Raw genomic sequence first — 21173 nt, 5'->3', positions numbered from 1 at the left:
AAGACCCACCCGGGCCAATTTTTGCGGCGGCATACATTAACAGCTTTTGCCCGGTTAGCGGCTATTGACTCGCTGCTCGAGAAGGATCCGATTAGACAGTGACACCAGGTCGCCATCATCGGTGAGCAATGTCGTCTTCACCGTACCGATCTCTTCGATCTGCCCTTCGACCTCTCCAATCCGGACCTGCTGGCCGACCTGGTAAAGTTCGCGAACATAGATGCCGGCTAGAATCTGACCAGCGATCTCGCGGCTTCCCAGGCCCATGGCCAAGGCAACGGCCAGACCAACGGTTATCAAGCCGATGACGATAACGTGGTTCAGCAGGTCGGTCTTGACTTCGAGCTGGCTGATGGCCACCGAGATCGCGATCAAGATCACCAGCCCTTGGACGATGCGCCCTACCCCGGCGGCGTAGTCCAGGCCGATGCCTTCGGCGGCTCCGCGCACCAGGCCGTTGACCAACTGGGCGAGCAGCACGCCTGCCAGCAGCACCAGCGCTGCGCCGAACACCTTGGGCAGGTAGAGCGCGAGCATGTCCAGCGTGGCGGAAACCCGTTCCAGCCCCAGCGACTCAGCTGCCGAGACGAGGAAGATCAGCAGCACGAACCAGTAGACGATCTTGCCGATCAGGGTCGAGATCGGCACCTGAATGCCGATCCGGCTCAACATCTTGGTGAGACCCGTGCCGGCCATCAGACGGTCCAGGCCTACCTTGGCCAGCAGCTTGGACAACAGGGTATCGAGCAGCTTGGCGACCACAAAACCGAGCAGCACCACAACCAGCGCGCCGAACAGGTTAGGGATGAAATTCGCGATTTTTGTCCATAGGGCGGTCATGGCGGTGACCAGGCTCTGGGTCCAGAGATCAAGTTCCATATTCAATCAGCCTTATCAGCTTTGCCTGAGGCAGGTTTGCGGCGTACCGGCGACACATGCGCCGAGCCATTGTTCACGGCGATCATCAGTGCCTGGCTCCAGCGGCCCAGCAGGCTGAACAGATCGCCCGCGCCAACCTGGCGGTTGGCGGTTTTCAGGACCCGGCCCAGGCAGGCATCGTCGTCGCGGTCGTTACCGGACGGGGAAGCCTGGAGCAGGTCCCGCAGGGATTCTTCAAACGGATCGTGCATGGGCACCTCGCGCAATGTCAGTCAGAGACGAGAGGGAGAGACGCCGGGTCACACCCGCCCAGTGGGTCAGACCCACCGCAGCCGCCGGAAAATCCACCACTGCCCCACGGCCAGGCCGAGCACCAGCAGGCTCGCATAGAGGAAACCATACGGGCTGTCAGATCCCGGGATCCCGCCGACATTGATGCCCAGCAGGCCGGTGAGAAAGCTCATGGGCAAGAAGATGCAGGTAATGATGCCAAAGCGGTACATGGTGCGGTTCATGCGCTCGGCGCGCTTGCGGTCCTCGGTTTCGAGCACCAGCGCCGCGCGCTCGCGGGTGAGCTCGAGCTCTTCGAGGTAGCGGATAAGGCTGTTGTTGAGCTCGTTCCAGTAATCGCCGTCATCGTGGGCGAACCAGCTGCACTTGCTACGCGAAAGCTGGGCATAGATGTCGCGCTGCGGTGCCAGGAAACGGCGCAGCCCAGCCGCACGGCGGCGGATCTGCTGGAGAGCGCCCTGGGAGGGCTTGTACCGCTCGTCGGATTCCGCCCGTTCTTCTTCGAGATCGGCCAGTTCGGACAGTTCGCTGACCAGGGCCTGGACCTTTTCGGTCAACAGCTCGCCCATCACCAGCAGCAACTCGGAGGCGGTCTTGGGCCCCCTGCCCTCCGCCAGTTGCTGCAGCATCTCGTCACTGGCGCGCAGGGGACGAAGGCGCAACGAGATCACCCGCTGCGCCTCGGCGAAGATGCGTACCGAGACCATGTCCTCGGGCTCGGCACCGGGATTGAGATTGACCCCGCGCAGGAACAGCAGCATCTGCTCGCCTGCCATCGGCAGAAGCCGTGGCCGGGTATTTTCCTCGAGCAACAGCTCACAAGCGAACTCGCTCAGGCCGCTCTCGTGCAGCAACCAGCTGCGGGTCTGCGGATGACTGCGGTCCCAATGCAGCCAGAGGCTCTCATCCGGTTGCATCTGAAGATCGATCAGCTCGGTGCGCGCGATGGTGCGCGCCCCGCCTTTGCCATCGAGCACCAGGGCATGCACCAGGCCCCACTGCGCGTTGTCTTCCTCGAACATCAACACTCCATCAGCGCAGTTGCGCGTTTACTCCGGCATTTTCAGCGGGGTGGGCGAGACGATCACGCCATTGTTGTCGGCATACAGGTAGTGGCCCGGGCGAAAGGTCACGCCGGCGAACGTTACGACCACATCCAGGTCGCCAAGCCCGCGCTTTTCGGTTTTCAGGGGATGACTGGCCAGGGCCTGGATGCCGACATCGGTCTGTGCCAGAACATCGACATCGCGCACGCAGCCGTAGATCACCAGACCTTCCCAGCCGTTGCGGGCTGCGTTTTCGGCGATCATGTCACCCAGCAAGGCACAGCGCAGCGAGCCTCCGCCATCGACGACCAGTACCTTGCCCTTGCCGTCGAGCCCGGCCTGCTCCTTGACCCGCGAATTGTCTTCGAAGCATTTGAGGGTGACGATCTGGCCACCGAACGAATCACGTCCGCCGAAATTGCTGAACATCGGCTCCAGCACCTGAACCAGGTCAGGATAGGCATCGCACAGATCGGGGGTTATGTAGTGCTGCATGGGAAGCTCCTGTCAGTCACAACGAAAGTCGGGTCTAGCCGGTTCAAGCATCCTAACGTTAACCCAGCGCTGGCGAAACCACCGCTGCCTCGCCCAGCAGGGGTTGCAAGGGATCGCGCAACCAACGCTCCACCAAAGGCCACACCTGCTCCTGCGCTGCCTTGCTGACCAGCATGTCGACATGCCCGAACGCCTCGAAACCGTGCTCCCGGCCCAGGCACACGAACTGCTTGTGCTCGCCGCCCACCTGCTCGAGCAGTTTGCGGCAGGCCCAGACCGGATCCTGATGATCCCCCGCCCCGGCCACTGCCAGCACCGGCACCTCGACCTGGGCAAGGCCTGCCCACCAGTCGTCCTTGCCGGCGCCGAATCGCCCGAACAGGCCATGCCAGCGCAGGCTCTCCAACGCCAGGCCGATGGGCTCGTCCTCCGGGCCACGCTTGAGCCGCGAGCCGGACAGATGGCCAAAGCGCTTGAGCAGCAGGCGGCTGCCCCAGGCCACGGGCGGCACTTTCAGCGGCCAATAGACGCGGCTGACCTGGCTGCCGAACAGGGCCGCGCTGGCGACCAGGCTGGCGTCCAGGTAATGCCCGCCCAGCGCGGCGGCCAGGGTCGTGCCACCCAGTGAATGACCTACCCAGTGCGGGGCCTGGCCGGACTGCTCGCGGACGAACGCGCCGATGGCGGGCAGGTCGTAGCGGGCGTAGTCGGCCACTCGGTTGTGCTGCCAACTCTGGTTGCGCGGTGACAGCCCGTGTCCGCGCATCTCGGGGATCCACACGTCGAATCCGGCGCGCGCCAGATATGCACCCAGGCCGATGCCCTTGGGTGAATACCAGAACCGCCGGTTGGAAAAACTGCCGTGCAGGAGGATCACCGGCGTGCCGGGGACACGCCGCTGGTCAGCCGGGCCCAGGCGGGTCACCGCCAGTTTGACGCTGGGATCGGGACTGTTGCCCGCCTTGATGCGGTAGACGTCCTCGCTCAGGTCGCCACGACGTTCGGCGCTGAGCAAGGCCACTGGAAAGAGGGTGCTGCTGCTTTGCATAAGTAGAGTGCGCAAAAAGGGCGGGATCCATTGCTGGAACTCGCCCTGGAAAATTCAAGCGGGAGCGGCTTTCGGCAAGCCACCCCCGCGCTCATCGCATCAGGCGCTTGCCTGGCCTTCGGCAAGGAAGAACCAGGTCTCGAGCACCGAGTCCGGGTTCAGCGACACGCTTTCGATGCCCTGCTCCATCAGCCACTTGGCCAGGTCCGGGTGGTCCGACGGACCCTGGCCACAGATGCCGATGTACTTGCCAGCCTTGTTGCAGGCCTGGATGGCGTTGGCCAGCAGCTTCTTCACGGCCGGGTTACGCTCGTCGAACAGGTGGGCGATGATCCCCGAGTCGCGGTCCAGGCCCAGGGTCAGCTGGGTCAGGTCGTTGGAGCCGATCGAGAAGCCGTCGAAGTACTCGAGGAACTCCTCGGCCAGGATCGCGTTGGACGGCAGCTCGCACATCATGATCACGCGCAGGCCGTTGTCACCACGGGCCAGGCCGTTTTCGGCGAGCAGGTCGACGACCTGGCTGGCCTCGCCCAGGGTGCGCACGAACGGCACCATGATCTCGACGTTGGTCAGCCCCATCTCGTTGCGCACGCGCTTGAGGGCGCGGCATTCGAGTTCGAAGCAGTCCCGGAACGACTCGCTGATGTAGCGCGACGCACCGCGGAAGCCCAGCATCGGGTTTTCTTCCTCGGGCTCGTACAGCTTGCCGCCGATCAGGTTGGCGTACTCGTTGGACTTGAAGTCCGACAGGCGCACGATGACCTTCTTCGGGTAGAAGGCAGCGGCCAGGGTGCTGATGCCTTCGACCAGTTTCTCGACATAGAAGCCGACCGGATCGCTGTAGCCGGCGATACGCTTGTCGACGCTGTCCTTGAGTTCCGGCGGCAGGCCGGCGTAGTTGAGCAGCGCCTTGGGGTGCACGCCGATCATGCGGTTGATGATGAATTCCAGGCGCGCCAGGCCCACGCCTTCGTTGGGCAACTGGGCAAAGTCGAAGGCACGGTCGGGGTTGCCGACGTTCATCATGATCTTGAACGGCAGGGCCGGCATGGCGTCCACCGAGTTCTGCTTGATGTCGAAGCCCAGCTCACCTTCGAAGATGAAGCCGGTATCGCCCTCGGCGCAGGACACGGTCACGCCCTGGCCGTCCTTGAGCAGCTGGGTGGCGTTACCGCAACCGACCACGGCCGGAATGCCCAGCTCACGGGCGATGATCGCCGCGTGGCAGGTCCGCCCGCCGCGGTTGGTGACAATGGCGCTGGCGCGCTTCATCACCGGTTCCCAGTCCGGGTCGGTCATGTCCGAGACCAGTACGTCACCAGGCTGGACCTTGTCCATTTCCGAGACGTCCTTGATCACGCGTACCTTGCCGGCGCCGATGCGCTGGCCGATCGCGCGGCCCTCGACCAGCACGGTGCCCTTCTCCTTGAGCAGGTAGCGTTCCATGACATTGGCGCTGGAGCGGCTCTTCACGGTTTCAGGGCGGGCCTGGACAATGTACAGCTTGCCGTCGTCACCGTCCTTGGCCCACTCGATATCCATCGGGCGCTGGTAGTGCTGCTCAATGATCATGGCCTGCTTGGCCAGTTCGTTGACTTCCTCGTCGCTCAGGCAGAAACGCGCGCGCTCGGCGCGGTCGACATCGACGGTCTTGACCGAACGACCGGCCTTGGCCTCGTCGCCGTAGACCATCTTGATCGCCTTGCTGCCCAGGTTGCGGCGCAGGATCGCCGGGCGCCCGGCCTGCAAGGTGTGCTTGTGCACGTAGAATTCGTCAGGGTTGACCGCGCCCTGCACCACGGTTTCGCCCAGGCCGTAGGCGCCAGTGATGAACACCACGTCGCGGAAGCCCGATTCGGTATCCAGGGTGAACATCACGCCGGCCGTGCCGGTTTCCGAACGGACCATGCGCTGCACGCCGGCAGACAGGGCGACCAGCTTGTGGTCGAAGCCCTGGTGCACGCGGTAGGCGATGGCACGGTCGTTGAACAGCGAGGCGAAGACTTCCTTGGCCGCGCGGATCACGTTGTCGACGCCGCGGATATTGAGGAAGGTTTCCTGCTGGCCGGCAAACGAGGCATCCGGCAGGTCTTCGGCGGTGGCCGAGGAACGCACGGCGACGGCCATGTTCGGGTTGTCCTTCGACATCTCGGCGAAGGCGACGCGGATTTCCTCGTTCAGACGCTCGGGAAACTCGGCCTCCATCACCCACTGACGAATCTGCGCGCCGGTCTTGGCCAGGGCGTTGACGTCGTCGACATCCAGCGCGTCGAGGGAGGCATGGATGCGGTCGTTAAGGCCGCTCTGCTCGAGAAAATCACGGTACGCCTGAGCCGTAGTGGCAAAGCCGCCCGGCACGGAGACACCGGCACCTGCGAGGTTACTGATCATCTCGCCGAGGGATGCGTTCTTGCCCCCCACATGCTCTACATCATGGACGCCGAGCTTATCGAGGGAAACTACGTACTCTACCAAGGTGATCTCTCCATCAACTGTGTTGGAAACGCTCATGTCACCCGCCTGCCGTTGTGGCGTGGCCGGGCGCTTGTGGCCTGGACCTGGAAAATAAGTGAGAATGCCGGCACGTCGTGTTCGGCAAACCGAACCTATCATATCCAAGAATTGTCAGCAGCTTAAGGCCCCAGGTGCAAATGAAACGAACCGCCTTTTTCATCTCCGATGGCACCGGCATCACGGCCGAAACGCTGGGTCAGAGCCTGCTGGCACAGTTCGATAGCATCGGCTTCAACAAATTCACCCGTCCCTATATCGACACCCTGGACAAGGCCCGCACCATGGTCCAGCAAATAAACGCCGCCGCAGAGCGGGACGGGGTGCGCCCGATCATCTTCGATACTATCGTCAACCAGGACATCCGTGAGGTTCTGGCGACCTCCAACGGCTTCATGATCGACATCTTCTCGACGTTCCTGGCGCCGCTGGAGCAGGAACTGACCGCCCATTCGTCGTATTCGGTGGGGAAATCGCACTCGATCGGCGGCAACTCCAACTATATGGAGCGCATCGAGGCGGTCAACTTCGCCTTGGACAACGACGATGGCGCCCGTACGCACTACTACGACAAGGCCGACCTGATCCTGGTGGGTGTGTCTCGTTGCGGCAAGACCCCTACCTGCCTCTACATGGCCATGCAATTTGGCATCCGCGCCGCCAACTACCCGCTGACCGAAGACGACATGGAGCGTCTGCAACTGCCCTCGGTGCTGCGCAAGTACCACCACAAGCTGTTTGGCCTGACCATCGATGCGGACCGACTGACCGCCATCCGCCATGAGCGCAAGCCCAACAGCCGGTATTCGAGCTTTGCCCAGTGCGAGTTCGAGGTGCGGGAGGTCGAGAGCCTTTTCCGACGGGAAAATATTCCGAATATCAATTCGACGCATTTTTCGGTGGAGGAGATCTCGGCGAAGATCCTGGTCGAGAAAGGGGTGGAGCGGCGGTTCAAATAACGCCCGGCTCAGACGTGTTGACGGTCATTTGCAGTGGCAGTACCGGCCAAAGGTAGATTTGCTGAAATGAAAAAGCCCCGACATCTCTGCCGGGGCTTTTTCACTTCAGCTCACGCTCAGGACGGCACGACCACCACCTGCCCGCTCAACGCCAAGTCAACCAGCTCCCGGTTGGCGACCGCATACATGGCGTAATCCGTCCCGGTCGCGTTGCGCAAGTCGTCCAGCATGGCGCGCCAGCGCTCGACCATGACACGGTGCTGCTCCAGCCACAGCGCCACGCGTGCGTCCATGTCATCCGGGGCATCGGCCATCTGCAGCACTGAAATGGTGATGGCACGCTGCTGCAGGTCGATGTCGTCGCGGAAGGCTTCTCGTGCCAGGGCCTGCCAGTTGTTTTCCACCGGCAGGTTGCTGATTTCCTGCAGGTACCAGGCTAGATCCAGTGCGCTGCCGACGGCGAAGAAGGCCTTGGCCACCTGGGCCGGATTCTGGCCTGTCACGTCGGACGCCTCGATGATCGGCAGCAAGGTGTACAGGTGCGTGGTCCCGGCGACCATGCGCGCCAGCAGCTCAGGCACCCCGGCCTGGACGAAGCCCTGGTAACGGGTCTGCCAGCGGTCGCGGGTCGGGCCCTCGAGAAGCTCGTCGAGCTTGAGCCCAAGCTGGGCGATCTTCGGCCCGAAGTGCGCTACGTCCCGGCCGGCGTCCTGCTCGTTGCGACGGCTGCGCAGGAACCAGCGCGTGGCGCGGCGGCCCAGGCGCATCAGTTCGTCCATCAGGGTCAGCTGGATCTCGGCCGGCACCTGGTAATCCAGCGCTTCGATCTGGCGGAACCAGTGCGGCAGGTGGAAGATGTCCCGCACGATCACATAGGCACCGGCCACGTTGGCCGCGCTCATGCCAGTGGACTCTTTCAGGCGCTGCACGAAGGTAATGCCCATGTTGTTGACCAGGTCGTTGGCGATCTGGGTACTGACGATCTCGCGCTTGAGGCGGTGGCGGCGCATGGCCTCGGCGAACTTGTTGACCAGCGACGGCGGAAACGCGGTTTCCATGTCGCGGGTCAGGTACTCGTCATCAGGCACCTGCGATTTGAGCAACTGCTCCTTGAGGTCGATCTTGCTGTAGGAAATAAGCACCGACAGCTCGGCCCGGGTGAGGCCCTGGTTGGCAGAGACGCGCTCGGCCAAATTGTCTTCGGATGGCAAGAACTCGATCGCCCGGTCGAGCTTGCCGCGGCTTTCGAGGTCGGCCATCAGGCGCTTGTACTCGGCAATGCGCTCACGGGCACGACGCGCCGCCAGCGACAATGCCTGGGTCTGCTTGTAGTTGTTGCCCAGCACCAGGGATCCCACTTCCTCGGTCATGCTGCCGAGCAGCAGGTTGCGCTGCTTCTCGGTCATGTCCCCGGCATGCACCACTTCATTGAGCAGGATCTTGATGTTGACCTCATGGTCAGAGCAGTCCACGCCACCGGCATTGTCGATGAAGTCGGTGTTGGTCGCGCCGCCGTTCAGGCCGAACTCGACCCGGCCCAGCTGGGTCATGCCCAGGTTGCCGCCCTCGCCCACCACCTTGCAGCGCAGCTCGTCGCCATTGACACGCAAGGCATCGTTGGCCTTGTCGCCGACATCGGCATGGCTCTCTCCGCTGGACTTGACGTAGGTGCCGATACCGCCATTCCAGAGCAGGTCGACCGGTGCCTTGAGCAACGCGTGCAACAACTCGGTCGGGGTCAGCTTGTCGGCCTCGATGTCGAAGCGCTGCTTCATCTGCTCGGTGATGGTGATGCTCTTCAGGCTGCGCGGGAAGATACCGCCGCCTTCGGACATGATGCTGGTGTCGTAGTCGGTCCAGGCCGAGCGCGGCAGGTCGAACAGGCGCTGGCGCTCGGCGAAGCTGGTGGCAGGATCAGGATTGGGGTCGATGAAGATGTGCAGGTGGTTGAACGCGGCCACGAGCTGCAACTTGTCGGACATCAGCAGGCCGTTGCCGAATACGTCACCGGCCATGTCGCCGACACCAATGACGGTGATCGGGTCCTGCTGCACGTTGATGCCACGCTCGCGGAAGTGACGCTGCACGCCGACCCAGGCACCACGGGCAGTGATGCCCATCTTCTTGTGGTCGTAGCCGGCCGAGCCGCCCGAGGCGAAGGCGTCGCCCAGCCAGAAGCCGTAGTCGACGGCGATACCGTTGGCAATGTCCGAGAAGGTCGCGGTGCCCTTGTCGGCGGCCACCACCAGGTAAGGGTCGTCGTCATCGTGGCGCACCACGTTGACCGGCGGCACCACGCCACCGTCCTTGAGGTTGTCGGTGATGTCGAGCAGCCCGGAGATGAAGATCCGGTAGCAGGCGATGCCTTCGGCCTGGATCTCGTCGCGGCTGCCGCCCAGCGGCAGGCGCCGTGGCAGGAAGCCGCCCTTGGCGCCGACCGGCACGATCACCGAGTTCTTTACCTGCTGGGCCTTGACCAGGCCGAGCACCTCGGTACGGAAGTCCTCTTCGCGGTCCGACCAGCGCAGGCCGCCCCGGGCGACGTTGCCGAAGCGCAGGTGCACACCCTCGACCCGCGGCGAATAGACGAAGATCTCGAACTTGGGCACCGGCTTGGGCAGTTCGGGGATCAGCTTGGGGTTGAACTTGAAGCTGAAGTAGGACTTGGCGTGACCCTTGGCGTCGGTCTGGTAGAAGTTGGTGCGCAGGGTCGCCTTGATCAGGTCGAGGTAGCGGCGCAGGATGCGGTCTTCGTTGAGCACCTGCACATCGTCCAGGGCCGTGAGAATCGCCTGCTCGAGGCGCTGCTGCTTGTCGCCCAGGTCGTCCTGGGTGAGCTTGCGCGCGAGATAGAAACGGGTCTTGAACAGCCGGGTCAGCTCGCGGGCGATGTCGGTGTGGTTGTTCAGCGTGCTGGCGATGTAGCCCAGGTCGAAGCCCAGGCGGATCTGCTTGAGGTAGCGGGCGTAGGCACGCAGCAGGGCGACATCGCGCCAAGGCAGGCCAGCGGTCAGCACCAGGCGGTTGAAGGCGTCGTTCTCCGCGTCGCCCTGGACGATGTGCACGAATGCATCCTGCAGGGTGTCGTTGAGCTGCTGGATGTCCAGGTCCAGGCCCTCGCTGTAAGTGAAGGCGAAATCATGAATCCAGAACTCCCGGCCGTTCGCGTGGCGCAGGCGATAAGGGAATTCGCCCAGCACACGCAGGCCGAGGTTCTCGAGAATCGGCAAGACGTCCGACAGCGCCAGCGGCGTATCGGCGTGGTACAGCTTGCAGTGCAACAGCTGCTTGCCGGTCTGGGTCAGCGGCTGGTAGAAGCTCATCACCAGCGGCTTGCGTTCTGACAATTCCAGCACATGCTGCATGTCGACCACCGCCGAATGCGCTGCGAAGCGCTCGCGATAGCCGGCCGGGAAGCCCTTGGGGAAATTGGCCAGGATATCGTTGCCCTGGGCTTCGCCGAAGCCTTCGACCACCAGGCTTGCGTAGTCGTCCTTCCACGAACGGCAGGCCTGGATCACTTCGTTTTCCAGCTGCTGCGGATCGATGTCGATGCGGTTTTTCGGATCGACCCGCAAGATCAGCTGCACGCGGGCCAGCACCGACTCGGAGAAGAAGGTCCAGAACTCGCAATCGCTGGCCTTCAGGCGCTCCATCAGCACCTGCTGGATCTTCTGGCGCACCTCGGTGGAATAGATGTCGCGCGGCACGTAGGCCAGGCAGTAGCAGAACCGCCCGTACGGGTCCTTGCGCAGGAACACGCGGATCTTGTTGCGTTCCTGGATCTGCACGATCGACATCACAGTGCTGAACAGTTCATCGATCGGCGTCTGGAACAGGTCATCGCGCGGCAGCACCTCGAGTACCTGCGCCAGCTCCTTGCCCAGGTGAGCCTTGGGGTCGAACAGCGAGCGGCGCTCGACTTCGGCGACCTTTATGCGGATATACGGGATGGCATGCACGCTTTCGCCGTACACCGACGAGGTGTACAGGCCCATGAAGCGGCATTCCTTGATGACCCGGCCTTCGGCATCGAGCTGGCGGATCGACACATAGTCCGGATAGGCCGGACGGTGCACGCGGCTCGGCTGCGCAGCCTTGGCGAAGGACAGCAGCAGCGGCTCGTTGAGGTAGTTGACGGCGTAGTCTTCGATGCGCAGGTCGTCGGCGCTCAGGCCGGCGCGCAGCAGGCGGGTCAGGCCCAGGAACGACTGCGGGTCATAGACGATCTGGCCGCCCTCGGCGTCGCCCGACACGGTAAACTCTTCATAGCCCAGGAACGTGAAGTGGTTGCCCAGCAGCCACTCCAGGAAGGCCTTGACCTCCGCCTTTTCATTCTGTGCCGGCGCGTACGGGCTTTGCTCGACCAGCGCAACGATGTCGCGCAGCTTGTCCTTCATCGGCTCGAAGTCGGCCACCGCAACCCGCACCTCGGCCAGTACCTGCTCAAGTTCGCGGGCCAGCACACTGAGTTCGGCGGCGTTGGCGCAACGGTCGATCTCCAGGTACATCAGCGACTCATGCTGCACGCCTTCGCCCGAGGTGCCCTTTGGCAGCAGCTCGGCCAGCTCGCCATCCAGGCCGCGGCGCACGCTGAGCACGGTGGTCTGCAGGGTATGGATGCTGTAGCCGCGGCGGTTGAGCTCGGTGCGTACCGAGTCGACCAGGAACGGCAGGTCATGGTGCAGCACTTCGACCGCGGTGTGGGTCGATTGCCAGCCGTGGCGTTCGTAGTCGGGGTTGTAGACCCGCACCTCGGGGTGCTCGGGGTTGAAGCGTTCGATGATGCGCCACGCAGACAGGGTGCAGCCCGCCAGGTCAGAGAGCCTGCGCTGGGTAAGTTCGTCCAGGGATATGATGCCGAAGAACTGTTCGGCGAACAGCGTCACTTGTGGCAAGGACTGTTCGCTGATGTGCTGCGCCAGGACCGCTTGCAGTTGCTGCTGGAAGTCGGCCTTGCTGGCTGCGGTGAAAAACGCCATCTGTGGTACTCCGCTTGGTCTTTTGTCATGAGCTTAACGAGTGGCAGGCCGTGGCTGCTTGCGGTGCTGCGACATATTCGGTCAAGACCTGCAACATTGCGTTTATAGAACTCCTCAAGACTGGCAGAATTCCATCTCATCCTCTTGAATTGAGCCCCCCATGCAACTGAAAACCGCCCTGCTCTTCGCCACCCCCTGCGACGATGAAGAGGACAACATGGCCACGCTGTGCTGCCACAGCGACAAGGGCCAGATGTTTCTGCTGACCCGTTATCCGGATGAAGACACGGTGGACCTGACGCTGGATGACGAGCCTTCGACGCTGGATGGGTTGAAGGTGACGCTGTGGGCGGACCGGTTGCTGATCGAAGTGGCCGCCGGGGATGCAGATGCGTTGCGGGGGGATGATTTCCTGGAGATTCTGCATGCGACGCCGGCGGGGGATCTGGCGGAGGTGGAGTTGACCTTGCGCAACATCCTGCAGGGGACTGGGGTGTTTGTGAGCGAGGTTTGAGGGCGAGCGATGAGCGGCGCCACAAGGCCCCAAGCGCACGCTTCGCGCGGACGGCGCGCCACTGCCCGAGCGGCGCTCGATCTCATGGGCGCTGCAAGCCTCAAGGCACGCACCTTGCAACCCTCACGCCGTCAACACCACCCTGCCCCCCTCCGCCGGCCGATCCAGATACAGCAGGTCCAGCCCACTATTGCGCAACCCCTTCAGCGGGTTCCAATGCGCCGAGGCATGGATATACCATGCATCCAGCAATCCTGCCTCTTCCTCGCTGAGCCCGGGCCCGGCCACCCGCCCCAATGCAAAATCAAGCAGTTTGCCGCTGATCATCTCGAGCTCCCCAGGTAACTCCTCCTCTACCTCTGCAAACGGCACCCCACCCTCGACCGCCAGCTCCCGCATCACCCGCAGATATATCCTGGACAGATGACCCAACACCTCTCGCTCCCGGTATAAAGCCACATATACCTGTTTCTGCGGCTCCTCCCGGCGCGCCCGGTGCTGCTCCAGAGGCTGCGTCCAAGTCACGACGCGCGCCGGGGTCCGCGGGCCTTCACTTTCCAGCAGACCACTGACTTCGGCATATGCCGCCGTCCGCTCCACCGGCGTCCCCAGCGATACGCGGTTCGAGCGCGGCTTGCACACCAGCACCTGCTCCTGCATCACCTCTGGATAGCCACCGCCGATATCAGCATGCGCGCCGGGTAGTACGATGTCGTATTCACTGCCGACCAATGGAAAATGGTGCCGCTGCTCGTCTGCCGCCACCAGCTGAACCGTACGCCGCGCCAGGCCCGCATCGAGTCGCAGGCGCAGGTCGCCCATGCCCTTCTGGTCTGTCAGCGGCGAGAAAATGGCGGCTACCGTGTCAAACAGCCCGATGAAGTTGATGACAACACCTTCGTCCCATGAGAACCGACCGGCGGCCAGGCCAGGACATTCCTTCAGGGCGAGCGCCAGCAGGCTGCCGGACCCGCTGCGCAGGTCGTTGGCGAAATGCCGGGCAGCCGCGGCGCCCCGGCTGAAGCCGAACAGGTCGAACTCAAGCGCGCCGATGACTACCGCCGAATCCTCCACAGACAGCGCGAGCAACTGCCGCCCGATGGCCTGCGCCGCTTCGGCCACCCTCGCCTGCACGCCTGTATCCCAACGCCCGGTCGCCTGGGAGAACCAGGAGTCCGCCTCTCCCGCCAGCGTTCCGACTCCATCCACATACTGTTTCAGATAGAGACACCCATCCTCCGGGTACAACGCATGCAACAGCGCGACATTGGTCTGGGCATTGAGGTAGCTGCCGCCCATGAAGCCGACCGGCACCCCGTCCGGGCTCTGCAGCCCCTGCACGCTGTTGTCTCGATTGTTGCCGGTGCCGTCGAAAAAGACGCCGATGCGTACCGTCACCGCTTGATTTCCCATCGCCTGACCCTCCCGGTCAAAGCTGAATGGGAAGACATCTGCGCCTCGGGCTAAATCAGCCAGCTCAACAAATCCTGAAGGAAATCTCCCAAACCTCGGCCACGACGAGGTTTTTCGAGATTTTTCCACGCGGTCATTGGTCGGCGCAGGGCCGGATGGATTAAAGTATCAGCCCCCGCCCGGGTGGCCGCAGCGCCGCACACCCGGGCCTACGCCCAGGAATCACCGACGATGGAACACCGTGAAGCGCTCAACGCGCTGCGCACTTTTCTTTCCACCCAGATCCTTGGCCAGGAAAAGCTGGTCGAGCGCCTGCTGATCGTGTTGCTGGCCGACGGCCACATGCTGGTCGAGGGTGCCCCGGGCCTGGCCAAGACCAAGGCCATCAAGGAACTGGCCGAGGGCGTCGAGGCGCAGTTTCACCGCATCCAGTTCACGCCCGACCTGCTGCCGGCCGATATCACCGGCACCGAGATCTATCGTCCGGAAACCGGCAGCTTCGTGTTCCAGCAGGGACCGATCTTCCATAACCTGGTGCTGGCCGACGAAATCAACCGCGCGCCAGCTAAGGTCCAGTCGGCGCTGCTCGAGGCCATGGCCGAGCGCCAGGTCAGCGTGGGGCGCAGCACCTACGACCTGTCGCCACTGTTCCTGGTGATGGCGACGCAAAACCCGATCGAGCAGGAAGGTACCTACCCGCTGCCCGAGGCCCAGCTCGACCGCTTCCTGATGCACGTGAAAATCGGCTTCCCCGATGCCGCCGTGGAGCGGCGCATCCTGCAACAGGCACGGGGCGAGGCGCTCAATGGCGAGACCAAGCCGGAGCGGCGGGTCAGCCAGCAGGCAATCTTCGCCGCGCGCAAGGAAATCCTCGGCCTGTACATGGCCGATGCCGTGGAGGAGTACCTGGTGCAACTGGTAATGGCCACGCGCACCCCGGCCAAGTTCGACCCGGAGCTGGCGGACTGGATCGCCTACGGCGCCAGTCCACGCGGCTCGATCGCCCTGGACCGCTGCGCGCGGGCCCACGCGTGGCTTGCCGGACGTGATTTCGTCAGCCCCGAGGACATCCAGGCCGTACTGTTCGACGTGCTGCGCCACCGTATCATCCTGTCGTTCGAGGCCGAAGCTGCCGGGGTCGACCAGGACCGGGTGGTACAGCGCATCCTCGACGCTGTCGCTGTCGCCTGACCCCATGCCTGCCTCCCAGCTGGTCTCCCCCGGCATTCGCATCAGCCTCGGCGAGCTGATCGAGATGCGCCATCGCGTGCGCGAAATCCAGCTGTTTTCCCGGCCGGGACAGCGCAGCCCGTTGGTCGGCCTGCACCATTCCAAGCTGCGTGGGCGCGGTGTCGACTTCGACCAGGTGCGGGTCTATCAGGCAGGCGACGACGTGCGCAACATCGACTGGCGCGTCACGGCCCGTACCCAGGAGCCGCACACCAAGCTTTTCCACGAGGAACGCGAGCGGCCGATCTTCATCATGGTCGAGCAGAGCCAGCGGCTGTTCTTCAGCTCGGGGCTGATGTTCAAGTCAGTGCTCGCGGCCCAGGCGGCGGCGCTGTTGGGTTGGGCCGCGCTGGGCCACAACGACCGCATCGGCGGCCTGGTGTTCGGCGACAACGAGCACTACGAGGTCAAACCCCGGCGCAGCAAGCAAAGCCTGCTGCAATTGCTCAACCGCCTGGCGCGGGTCAACCAGTCGCTGCACACCGAGGCCGCGCCGCAACCCGACAGCCTGGGACTGGCCCTGCGCCGAGCCCGTGAGGTGCTGCGCCCGGGCAGCCTGGCAATCATCATCTGCGACGAACGCGCGCTGACGCCTGCAGTCGAGCAGCACCTGAGCCTGCTGTCACGCCACTGCGACGTGCTGCTGATGCCACTGTCCGACCCTCTCGATCATGCCCTGCCGGCCGCTGGCCTGCTGCGCTTCGCCCAGCGCGGTGCGCACCTGGAGCTCGACACGCTGGACGCCAACCTGCGCCAGCTCTACCGCCAGCGCAGCGAGTCGCGCATCGAGCGCTGGGAGTGGCTGGCGCAGAAGATGCGGGTGGTGCTGATGCCCTTGAGCACCCAGAGCGAAATGGTCGAGCAGCTGCGCGAGTACCTCAAGGCCCAGCGGCCGGGGAGCGGTAAATGAACCCGCTCGACCAGCTGCATCCGCTGATCTCCCCGGCGCATATCGGCCTGTGGCCCCCTGCGCCGGGCTGGTGGGTGCTGCTGGTACTGCTGCCGTTGCTCAGCTGGGGGCTCTGGCGCGTGCGTCACTGGCGCCCGGCCAAGCGGCAGGTGGTTCCGGTCGAACAGCCGCTGGACCCGGTTCGCCAGGAGGCATTGAGCGAGCTGGCCCGGCTGCCGCGTCCGTATGACGGCGCCCACGCTGGCGCGTGGCTGCAGCAGATCAACGCCTTGCTCAAGCGCCTGTGCCGCAATCACTATCCTGGTGCCAACAGCCATACCCTCAACGGCCGCAAGTGGCTGGCGTTCCTTGACAATCGCTGCCCCGCCGCCGGGCTGACCCGCTGGATGGTGCTGGTCGAGGGCGCCTACAAGCCAGAGTGCAAGCTGGACGACAAAGCCATCGCCGGGCTCAGCCAGGCGGTCGAAACCTGGATCCGCAAGCATGTTTGAACTGGCCTGGCCGTGGATCTTCGTGCTCCTGCCGCTGCCCTGGCTGGCGCGCCTGCTGCTGCCTGCGGCCGACAGCGGCGAGCCGGTGCTCAAGGTGGGGTTTCTCGACGAACTCGAAGGCTTGGCCGGGCGCCGCGCCCGCCTCAACCTGCCTACCTGGGATCAGCAGGCGCCCTACATGATCATCTGGCTGCTCCTGCTGCTGGCCGCCGCGCGGCCGCAGTGGCTGGGGGAGCCAACCCCGATCGCCGCCAGCGGCCGCGACCTGCTGGTGGCCGTGGACGTGTCCGGCTCCATGGACTACCCCGACATGCACTGGCGGGACGAGGACATCAGCCGCCTGAGCCTGGTCAAGACGCTCCTTGGCGATTTCCTGCAGGACCGCGAGGGCGACCGCGTCGGCCTGATCCTGTTTGGCAGCCAGGCCTACCTGCAGGCGCCGCTGACCTTCGACCGGCGCACGGTGCGCGCGTTTCTCGACGAAGCGCAGATTGGCATCGCCGGCAAGAACACCGCCATCGGCGATGCAGTGGGCCTTGCCGTCAAGCGCCTGCGCCAACGCCCGGCGCAGAGCCGCGTGTTGATCCTGATCACCGACGGCGCCAACAACGGCGGTCAGATCCATCCCTTGACCGCCGCGCGGCTGGCCGCCCAGGAGGGCGTGCGCATCTATGCCATCGGCATCGGCGCCAACCCCGAGGCCAGCGGCACGCCGGGCCTGCTGGGGCTGAACCCGAGCCTGGACCTGGATGAACCTTCGCTCAGGGAAATCGCCGAGCTCACCCATGGCGCCTACTTCCGCGCGCATGACGGTGCGGAGCTGGACAACATCGGCGACACCCTCGATGAGCTGGAGCCGGTCGCCCAGCAGCCCACCCAGGCGCGTACCGCCAAGGCGCTGTACGCCTGGCCGCTGGCCTTGGCGCTGCTGCTGAGCGTGCTGCTGGTGGTTGCCGCGTTGTGGCCCGACAACCTGCTGCAACAGTTGATGCGCCGGCCGCTGTTCCTGCAGCCGCTGCCGCAATGGCGGCAGCGGCTGGAGCGACTGCGCCTGAGGAAACGCCGATGATTGCCCTTTGGCCACAATGGCTGCGCCCGCTCTGGCTGCTGGTGATCCCGCTGCTCGCCTGGCTGCTGTACAAGCTCTGGCACCGGCGCAAGCGTGCCGGGCGCTGGCAGATGATCCTGCCGCCACAGTTTCATGCCGTGCTGCTGGGCGGTGGCAATGGCAGCACCAGCAAGTTGCCCTGGATCGCCGTGGGCCTGGCCTGGGCGCTGATGTGCCTGGCCCTGCTCGGGCCGAGCTGGCAGCGCCTCGAGGAAACCCGCCAGCGTCCTGCCGACCCGTTGGTGATCCTGCTGGAAATGACCCCGCAGATGCTCGCCGAGGACAGCGCGCCCAATCGCCTGGAGCAAGCCCGGCGCAAGATTTTCGACCTCCTGGAACATCGCCGCGACAGCCAGACCGCACTGATCGTCTACGCCGGCAGCGCCCACACGCTGGTGCCGCTGTCCGACGACCTGGCCACGACCCGCAACCTGCTCGAAGCAGTGGCCCCCTCGATCATGCCGCAACCTGGCCAGCGTGCCGACCTGGCGGTTGCCAAGGGCCTGGCGCTGCTGGCCCAGAGCGGCCTGGGCCAGGGGCGCTTGTTACTGATCGGCTCCTCGCTCAGCACCCCCGAGCGCAACGGCATCCTTCGCGCCTTGGGCCGCCAGGGCCCGAGCCTGTTGATGCTTGGCATCGGCAGCAGCGAAGGCGCTCCGGTGCGCCAGGCCAACGGCGAATTCCTCAAGGATGAGCAGGGTGGCATTCTGTTGCCGCGCCTGGACGCTGCCAGCCTCAAGCCGTTCATCAACGGCACGGGTGGACGCTATCGTCACGCCCGCATCGATGACCTGGACCTGCGCGGCCTGGGGTTGTTCGACAACCCGCGCAGCCTGAGCAACCAGGGCCAGACCATGCAACTGGACAGCTGGGCAGACCAGGGCTATTGGCTTTTGCTGCCGCTGTTGCTGCTGGCAGCCTGCGCAGGGCGACGCGGCTGGCTGTTCTGCCTGCCCTTGCTGTTTGTCCTGCCGCAGCCCAGCCATGCATTCGAATTCAAGGACCTCTGGCTGCGCCCCGATCAGCAGGGCGCGCGCTTGCTCCAGCAGCAGCGCCCCATGGAGGCGGCACGGCATTTTCGCGACCCGCAGTGGCAAGGCATGGCGCTCTTCGAGGCAGGCGACTATGCTGCGGCGGCGCGCGCCTTTGCCCAGGGCAACACCGCTGCGGCGCACTTCAACCGGGGCAACGCATTGGCCCGGGGCGGTGAGCTGGAAGCCGCGCTGGATGCCTACGAACAGGCGCTCGAACGTCAGCCTGACTTCCAGCCCGCCCTCGACAACCAGGTGCTGGTCGAGCAGCTGCTGCGCCAGCGCGAAGCCAAGGCCCAGGCGCAATCGTCTGGCAGCGACGCCGAGGGCAGCCCGGGCAGCGAGACCGAAGGCAACAGCAGCTCGGCCAGCAGCCAGGCCGAAGGTGGCCAGGGCAACCCGAACGAGGCAGCGCCCCAGGCATCCGGCAACGCCAACGGCAATTCACAGGCCCAGGCCGGCAACCAGGCAGGTGGCGACGATGAGGTCATCCACCCGCCAAAGCGGCCGACCTCCACAAGCCTCGACGCCGAACAGCGCCAAGCCCTGGAACAATGGCTGCGCGAGATCCCGGACAACCCCGCGGACCTCTTGCGGCGCAAATTCTGGTATGAACAGCAATTGCATCAGGAAACCCCACGATGAGTCGCCTCGGCGTCCTTCTTCTCAGCCTGCTGTTTGCCCTGCAGGCCCAGGCGGCGCTGCAGGCCAGCGTCGACCGCACACGCCTGGAGGCCGGTGAAACCCTTGAGCTGACCCTCGAAAGCCAGGACGTGACCCAGTTCGGCAAGCCCGACCTCAGCGCCCTCGAGGCCGATTTCGAGGTGCGCGGCACGCGCCAGCTCAACAGCCTGCACACCCTGGACGGCGAGACCCGCGCCAGCACCCGCTGGATCATCACCCTGCTGCCACGGCGCAGCGGCAGCCTGCGGATCCCGGTGTTGCAGCTCGGACAGACGCTCAGCCAGGCCATCGAGCTGCAGGTCCAGGCCAGTGACGCCAGCCGCCCGGACAGCGCCGCGCAGGTGTTCATCGAGGCCACCCTGGACAGCCCAAGCGTCTACGTCCAGGCGCAGGCCATGCTGACCGTGCGCATCTATCACTCGGTGCCGCTGTACAACGACAGCAGCCTGAGCCCGCTGCAGCTGGACAACGCCAAGGTCGAACCGCTGGGCGAGTCGCGGACCTATGAGAAGGACATCAACGGCGTGCGCCACGGGGTGATCGAGACCCGCTACGTGGTGTACCCGCAGCAGAGCGGCCCGCTCGCCATGCCGCCGCTGACCTTCACCGCCACCGCCGCCGACGGCGGCGAGCAGCAGAACGGCATGGCGCGGGTCGGCAAGCAGGTGCAGGTCAGTTCGCTGCCGCTGCGCCTCGAGGTCCGTCCGATTCCCGCCGAATATCCGCCTGGCGCGCCCTGGCTTCCCGCGCGCAGCCTGACGCTCGAGGAACGCTGGAACCCCGACCCGGTTACCCAACCCACGCAGATCGGCGACTCGCTGACCCGCAGCATCACGCTGCGCGCCGACGGCCTGTCCAGCACCCAGTTGCCACCGCTGCCGGCCACCGAGGTCAAGGGCCTGCGTCGTTACCCTGACCAGCCGCAGCTGCGCAACGAGGTCAACGACCGCGGCATGACCGCCAACCGAGAAGAGCGCGAGGCCCTGGTACCGACTCACAGCGGCAGCCTGGAGTTGCCCGCCCAGGAAGTCACCTGGTGGAACACCCGGGAGGACCATCTGGAGCACAGCAGCCTGCCTGCCCGGAGCCTCAACGTGCTGGACAACCCGGCGCTGGCGGCCGAAGCGCCGATCGGCGACACCACCGGGCGCACGGGCCCGCTCTGGCCGTGGCAACTGAGTACTCTGGTACTGGCATTGACCACTGCCCTGGGCTTTGGCCTGTGGTGGCGCGCGCGGACCCGGCCGGCAGTACTGCGTGCCGCGCAGAGCGGCCCGAGCCCGCGCACCCTGCTGGACGATCTCAAGCGCGCCTGCCAGGCGAACGATCCGCAGGCGACGCGCCAGGCCCTGGATGCCTGGGCCCGCCAGCAACCGGAAACCCTGGCCGACATGGCCGCACGTTTCGTACCCTTGTCCGATGCGCTGGATGCCCTCAATGGCGCGCTGTACAGCGAAAGCGGGCAGTACTGGCAAGGCGACGAGCTGTGGCGCGCCATCGGCACCATCCCCCCGGCCGAACTGGCCGAGGCGCTGCCCAGCGAGCCTGGCAGCCTGCCGCCGCTGTACCCCAAATGATCTG

At 64.8% G+C, this 21173-nt stretch carries 16 protein-coding genes; 8 read left to right on the top strand and 8 right to left on the bottom strand.

The features are described from left to right. Positions 1-54 precede the first annotated feature (54 nt). The 6 genes from AC0ZZU_RS13180 to ppsA form a co-directional block, all read right to left on the bottom strand. The gene (locus tag AC0ZZU_RS13180; RefSeq protein WP_476341232.1) at positions 55-879 is read right to left on the bottom strand and encodes a mechanosensitive ion channel family protein; all 825 of its coding nucleotides are present in this window, start codon (positions 877-879) and stop codon (positions 55-57) included. A 2-nt stretch (positions 880-881) separates the two neighbouring features. After that, positions 882-1130: a CrfX protein gene (locus AC0ZZU_RS13175; RefSeq protein WP_476341231.1), complete on the bottom strand. Its 249-nt coding sequence runs from the start codon at positions 1128-1130 to the stop codon at positions 882-884. 66 nt (positions 1131-1196) lie between these two features. Then, complete coding sequence (locus AC0ZZU_RS13170; protein ID WP_476341229.1) at positions 1197-2192, bottom strand: zinc transporter ZntB; 996 nt, start codon at positions 2190-2192, stop codon at positions 1197-1199. A gap of 27 nt (positions 2193-2219) precedes the next feature. After that, a complete protein-coding gene (gene rraA / locus AC0ZZU_RS13165) occupies positions 2220-2711 on the bottom strand; it encodes a ribonuclease E activity regulator RraA (RefSeq protein ID WP_476341228.1) in 492 nt (163 codons plus the stop codon). A 58-nt stretch (positions 2712-2769) separates the two neighbouring features. Beyond that, on the bottom strand, positions 2770-3759 hold the full coding sequence (locus AC0ZZU_RS13160) for an alpha/beta fold hydrolase (RefSeq protein ID WP_476341226.1): 990 nt from the start codon (positions 3757-3759) through the stop codon (positions 2770-2772). Between the two features lie 99 nt (positions 3760-3858). Further along, the gene (gene ppsA / locus AC0ZZU_RS13155; protein ID WP_476341454.1) at positions 3859-6234 is read right to left on the bottom strand and encodes a phosphoenolpyruvate synthase; all 2376 of its coding nucleotides are present in this window, start codon (positions 6232-6234) and stop codon (positions 3859-3861) included. Between the two features lie 176 nt (positions 6235-6410). Between ppsA and ppsR the strand changes: the two genes are divergently transcribed. After that, complete coding sequence (gene ppsR / locus AC0ZZU_RS13150) at positions 6411-7229, top strand: posphoenolpyruvate synthetase regulatory kinase/phosphorylase PpsR (RefSeq protein ID WP_476341225.1); 819 nt, start codon at positions 6411-6413, stop codon at positions 7227-7229. Between the two features lie 116 nt (positions 7230-7345). Here the strand turns inward: ppsR and AC0ZZU_RS13145 are convergent, their stop codons facing one another. Then, on the bottom strand, positions 7346-12211 hold the full coding sequence (locus tag AC0ZZU_RS13145) for an NAD-glutamate dehydrogenase (RefSeq protein WP_476341224.1): 4866 nt from the start codon (positions 12209-12211) through the stop codon (positions 7346-7348). 160 nt (positions 12212-12371) lie between these two features. Between AC0ZZU_RS13145 and AC0ZZU_RS13140 the strand changes: the two genes are divergently transcribed. After that, positions 12372-12725, top strand: a complete 354-nt coding sequence (locus AC0ZZU_RS13140; RefSeq protein ID WP_476341223.1) for a hypothetical protein — start codon at positions 12372-12374, stop codon at positions 12723-12725. 123 nt (positions 12726-12848) lie between these two features. Here AC0ZZU_RS13140 and AC0ZZU_RS13135 read toward each other — a convergent pair whose 3' ends face one another. Then, positions 12849-14138 carry a T6SS phospholipase effector Tle1-like catalytic domain-containing protein gene (locus AC0ZZU_RS13135; protein ID WP_476341452.1) on the bottom strand — a complete coding sequence of 430 codons (1290 nt, stop codon included), beginning with the start codon at positions 14136-14138 and terminating at the stop codon, positions 12849-12851. 231 nt (positions 14139-14369) lie between these two features. On the opposite strand from AC0ZZU_RS13135, the gene AC0ZZU_RS13130 reads away from it, so the two are divergent. From AC0ZZU_RS13130 to AC0ZZU_RS13105, 6 genes are read left to right on the top strand one after another with little or no spacing between them, the layout of a single operon-like run. Further along, positions 14370-15329: an AAA family ATPase gene (locus AC0ZZU_RS13130; protein WP_476341222.1), complete on the top strand. Its 960-nt coding sequence runs from the start codon at positions 14370-14372 to the stop codon at positions 15327-15329. Positions 15330-15333: 4 nt separating this feature from the next. Continuing rightward, the gene (locus tag AC0ZZU_RS13125) at positions 15334-16278 is read left to right on the top strand and encodes a DUF58 domain-containing protein (protein ID WP_476341220.1); all 945 of its coding nucleotides are present in this window, start codon (positions 15334-15336) and stop codon (positions 16276-16278) included. Continuing rightward, complete coding sequence (locus AC0ZZU_RS13120; RefSeq protein WP_476341218.1) at positions 16275-16769, top strand: DUF4381 domain-containing protein; 495 nt, start codon at positions 16275-16277, stop codon at positions 16767-16769. The genes AC0ZZU_RS13125 and AC0ZZU_RS13120 overlap by 4 nt, the downstream gene beginning before the upstream one ends. Further along, entirely contained in the window at positions 16762-17838 is a 1077-nt protein-coding gene (locus AC0ZZU_RS13115) for a vWA domain-containing protein (protein WP_476341216.1), read from the top strand. Before AC0ZZU_RS13120 ends, AC0ZZU_RS13115 begins: the two co-directional genes overlap by 8 nt. Further along, complete coding sequence (locus AC0ZZU_RS13110) at positions 17835-19553, top strand: vWA domain-containing protein (protein WP_476341214.1); 1719 nt, start codon at positions 17835-17837, stop codon at positions 19551-19553. Before AC0ZZU_RS13115 ends, AC0ZZU_RS13110 begins: the two co-directional genes overlap by 4 nt. Beyond that, complete coding sequence (locus AC0ZZU_RS13105; protein WP_476341212.1) at positions 19550-21169, top strand: BatD family protein; 1620 nt, start codon at positions 19550-19552, stop codon at positions 21167-21169. Before AC0ZZU_RS13110 ends, AC0ZZU_RS13105 begins: the two co-directional genes overlap by 4 nt. Positions 21170-21173: the final 4 nt, after the last annotated feature.

Source organism: Pseudomonas sp. JE3303 (assembly GCF_056312565.1).
Note: the sequence above shows the minus strand (reverse complement) of the source record. Positions and strands in the feature narration are given on the sequence as shown.

What these genes read in the sequence shown, in the direction of transcription:
- AC0ZZU_RS13115 (WP_476341216.1), top strand. Translation starts at nt 16,762, where the DNA reads ATGTTTGAACTGGCCTGGCCGTGGATCTTCGTGCTCCTGCCGCTGCCC.
- AC0ZZU_RS13125 (WP_476341220.1), top strand. Translation starts at nt 15,334, where the DNA reads ATGCCTGCCTCCCAGCTGGTCTCCCCCGGCATTCGCATCAGCCTCGGC.
- AC0ZZU_RS13110 (WP_476341214.1), top strand. Translation starts at nt 17,835, where the DNA reads ATGATTGCCCTTTGGCCACAATGGCTGCGCCCGCTCTGGCTGCTGGTG.
- AC0ZZU_RS13140 (WP_476341223.1), top strand. Translation starts at nt 12,372, where the DNA reads ATGCAACTGAAAACCGCCCTGCTCTTCGCCACCCCCTGCGACGATGAA.
- AC0ZZU_RS13180 (WP_476341232.1), bottom strand. Translation starts at nt 879, where the DNA reads ATGGAACTTGATCTCTGGACCCAGAGCCTGGTCACCGCCATGACCGCC.
- AC0ZZU_RS13175 (WP_476341231.1), bottom strand. Translation starts at nt 1,130, where the DNA reads ATGCACGATCCGTTTGAAGAATCCCTGCGGGACCTGCTCCAGGCTTCC.
- AC0ZZU_RS13105 (WP_476341212.1), top strand. Translation starts at nt 19,550, where the DNA reads ATGAGTCGCCTCGGCGTCCTTCTTCTCAGCCTGCTGTTTGCCCTGCAG.
- ppsR (WP_476341225.1), top strand. Translation starts at nt 6,411, where the DNA reads ATGAAACGAACCGCCTTTTTCATCTCCGATGGCACCGGCATCACGGCC.
- AC0ZZU_RS13130 (WP_476341222.1), top strand. Translation starts at nt 14,370, where the DNA reads ATGGAACACCGTGAAGCGCTCAACGCGCTGCGCACTTTTCTTTCCACC.
- AC0ZZU_RS13145 (WP_476341224.1), bottom strand. Translation starts at nt 12,211, where the DNA reads ATGGCGTTTTTCACCGCAGCCAGCAAGGCCGACTTCCAGCAGCAACTG.
- rraA (WP_476341228.1), bottom strand. Translation starts at nt 2,711, where the DNA reads ATGCAGCACTACATAACCCCCGATCTGTGCGATGCCTATCCTGACCTG.
- AC0ZZU_RS13135 (WP_476341452.1), bottom strand. Translation starts at nt 14,138, where the DNA reads ATGGGAAATCAAGCGGTGACGGTACGCATCGGCGTCTTTTTCGACGGC.
- AC0ZZU_RS13120 (WP_476341218.1), top strand. Translation starts at nt 16,275, where the DNA reads ATGAACCCGCTCGACCAGCTGCATCCGCTGATCTCCCCGGCGCATATC.
- AC0ZZU_RS13170 (WP_476341229.1), bottom strand. Translation starts at nt 2,192, where the DNA reads ATGTTCGAGGAAGACAACGCGCAGTGGGGCCTGGTGCATGCCCTGGTG.
- AC0ZZU_RS13160 (WP_476341226.1), bottom strand. Translation starts at nt 3,759, where the DNA reads ATGCAAAGCAGCAGCACCCTCTTTCCAGTGGCCTTGCTCAGCGCCGAA.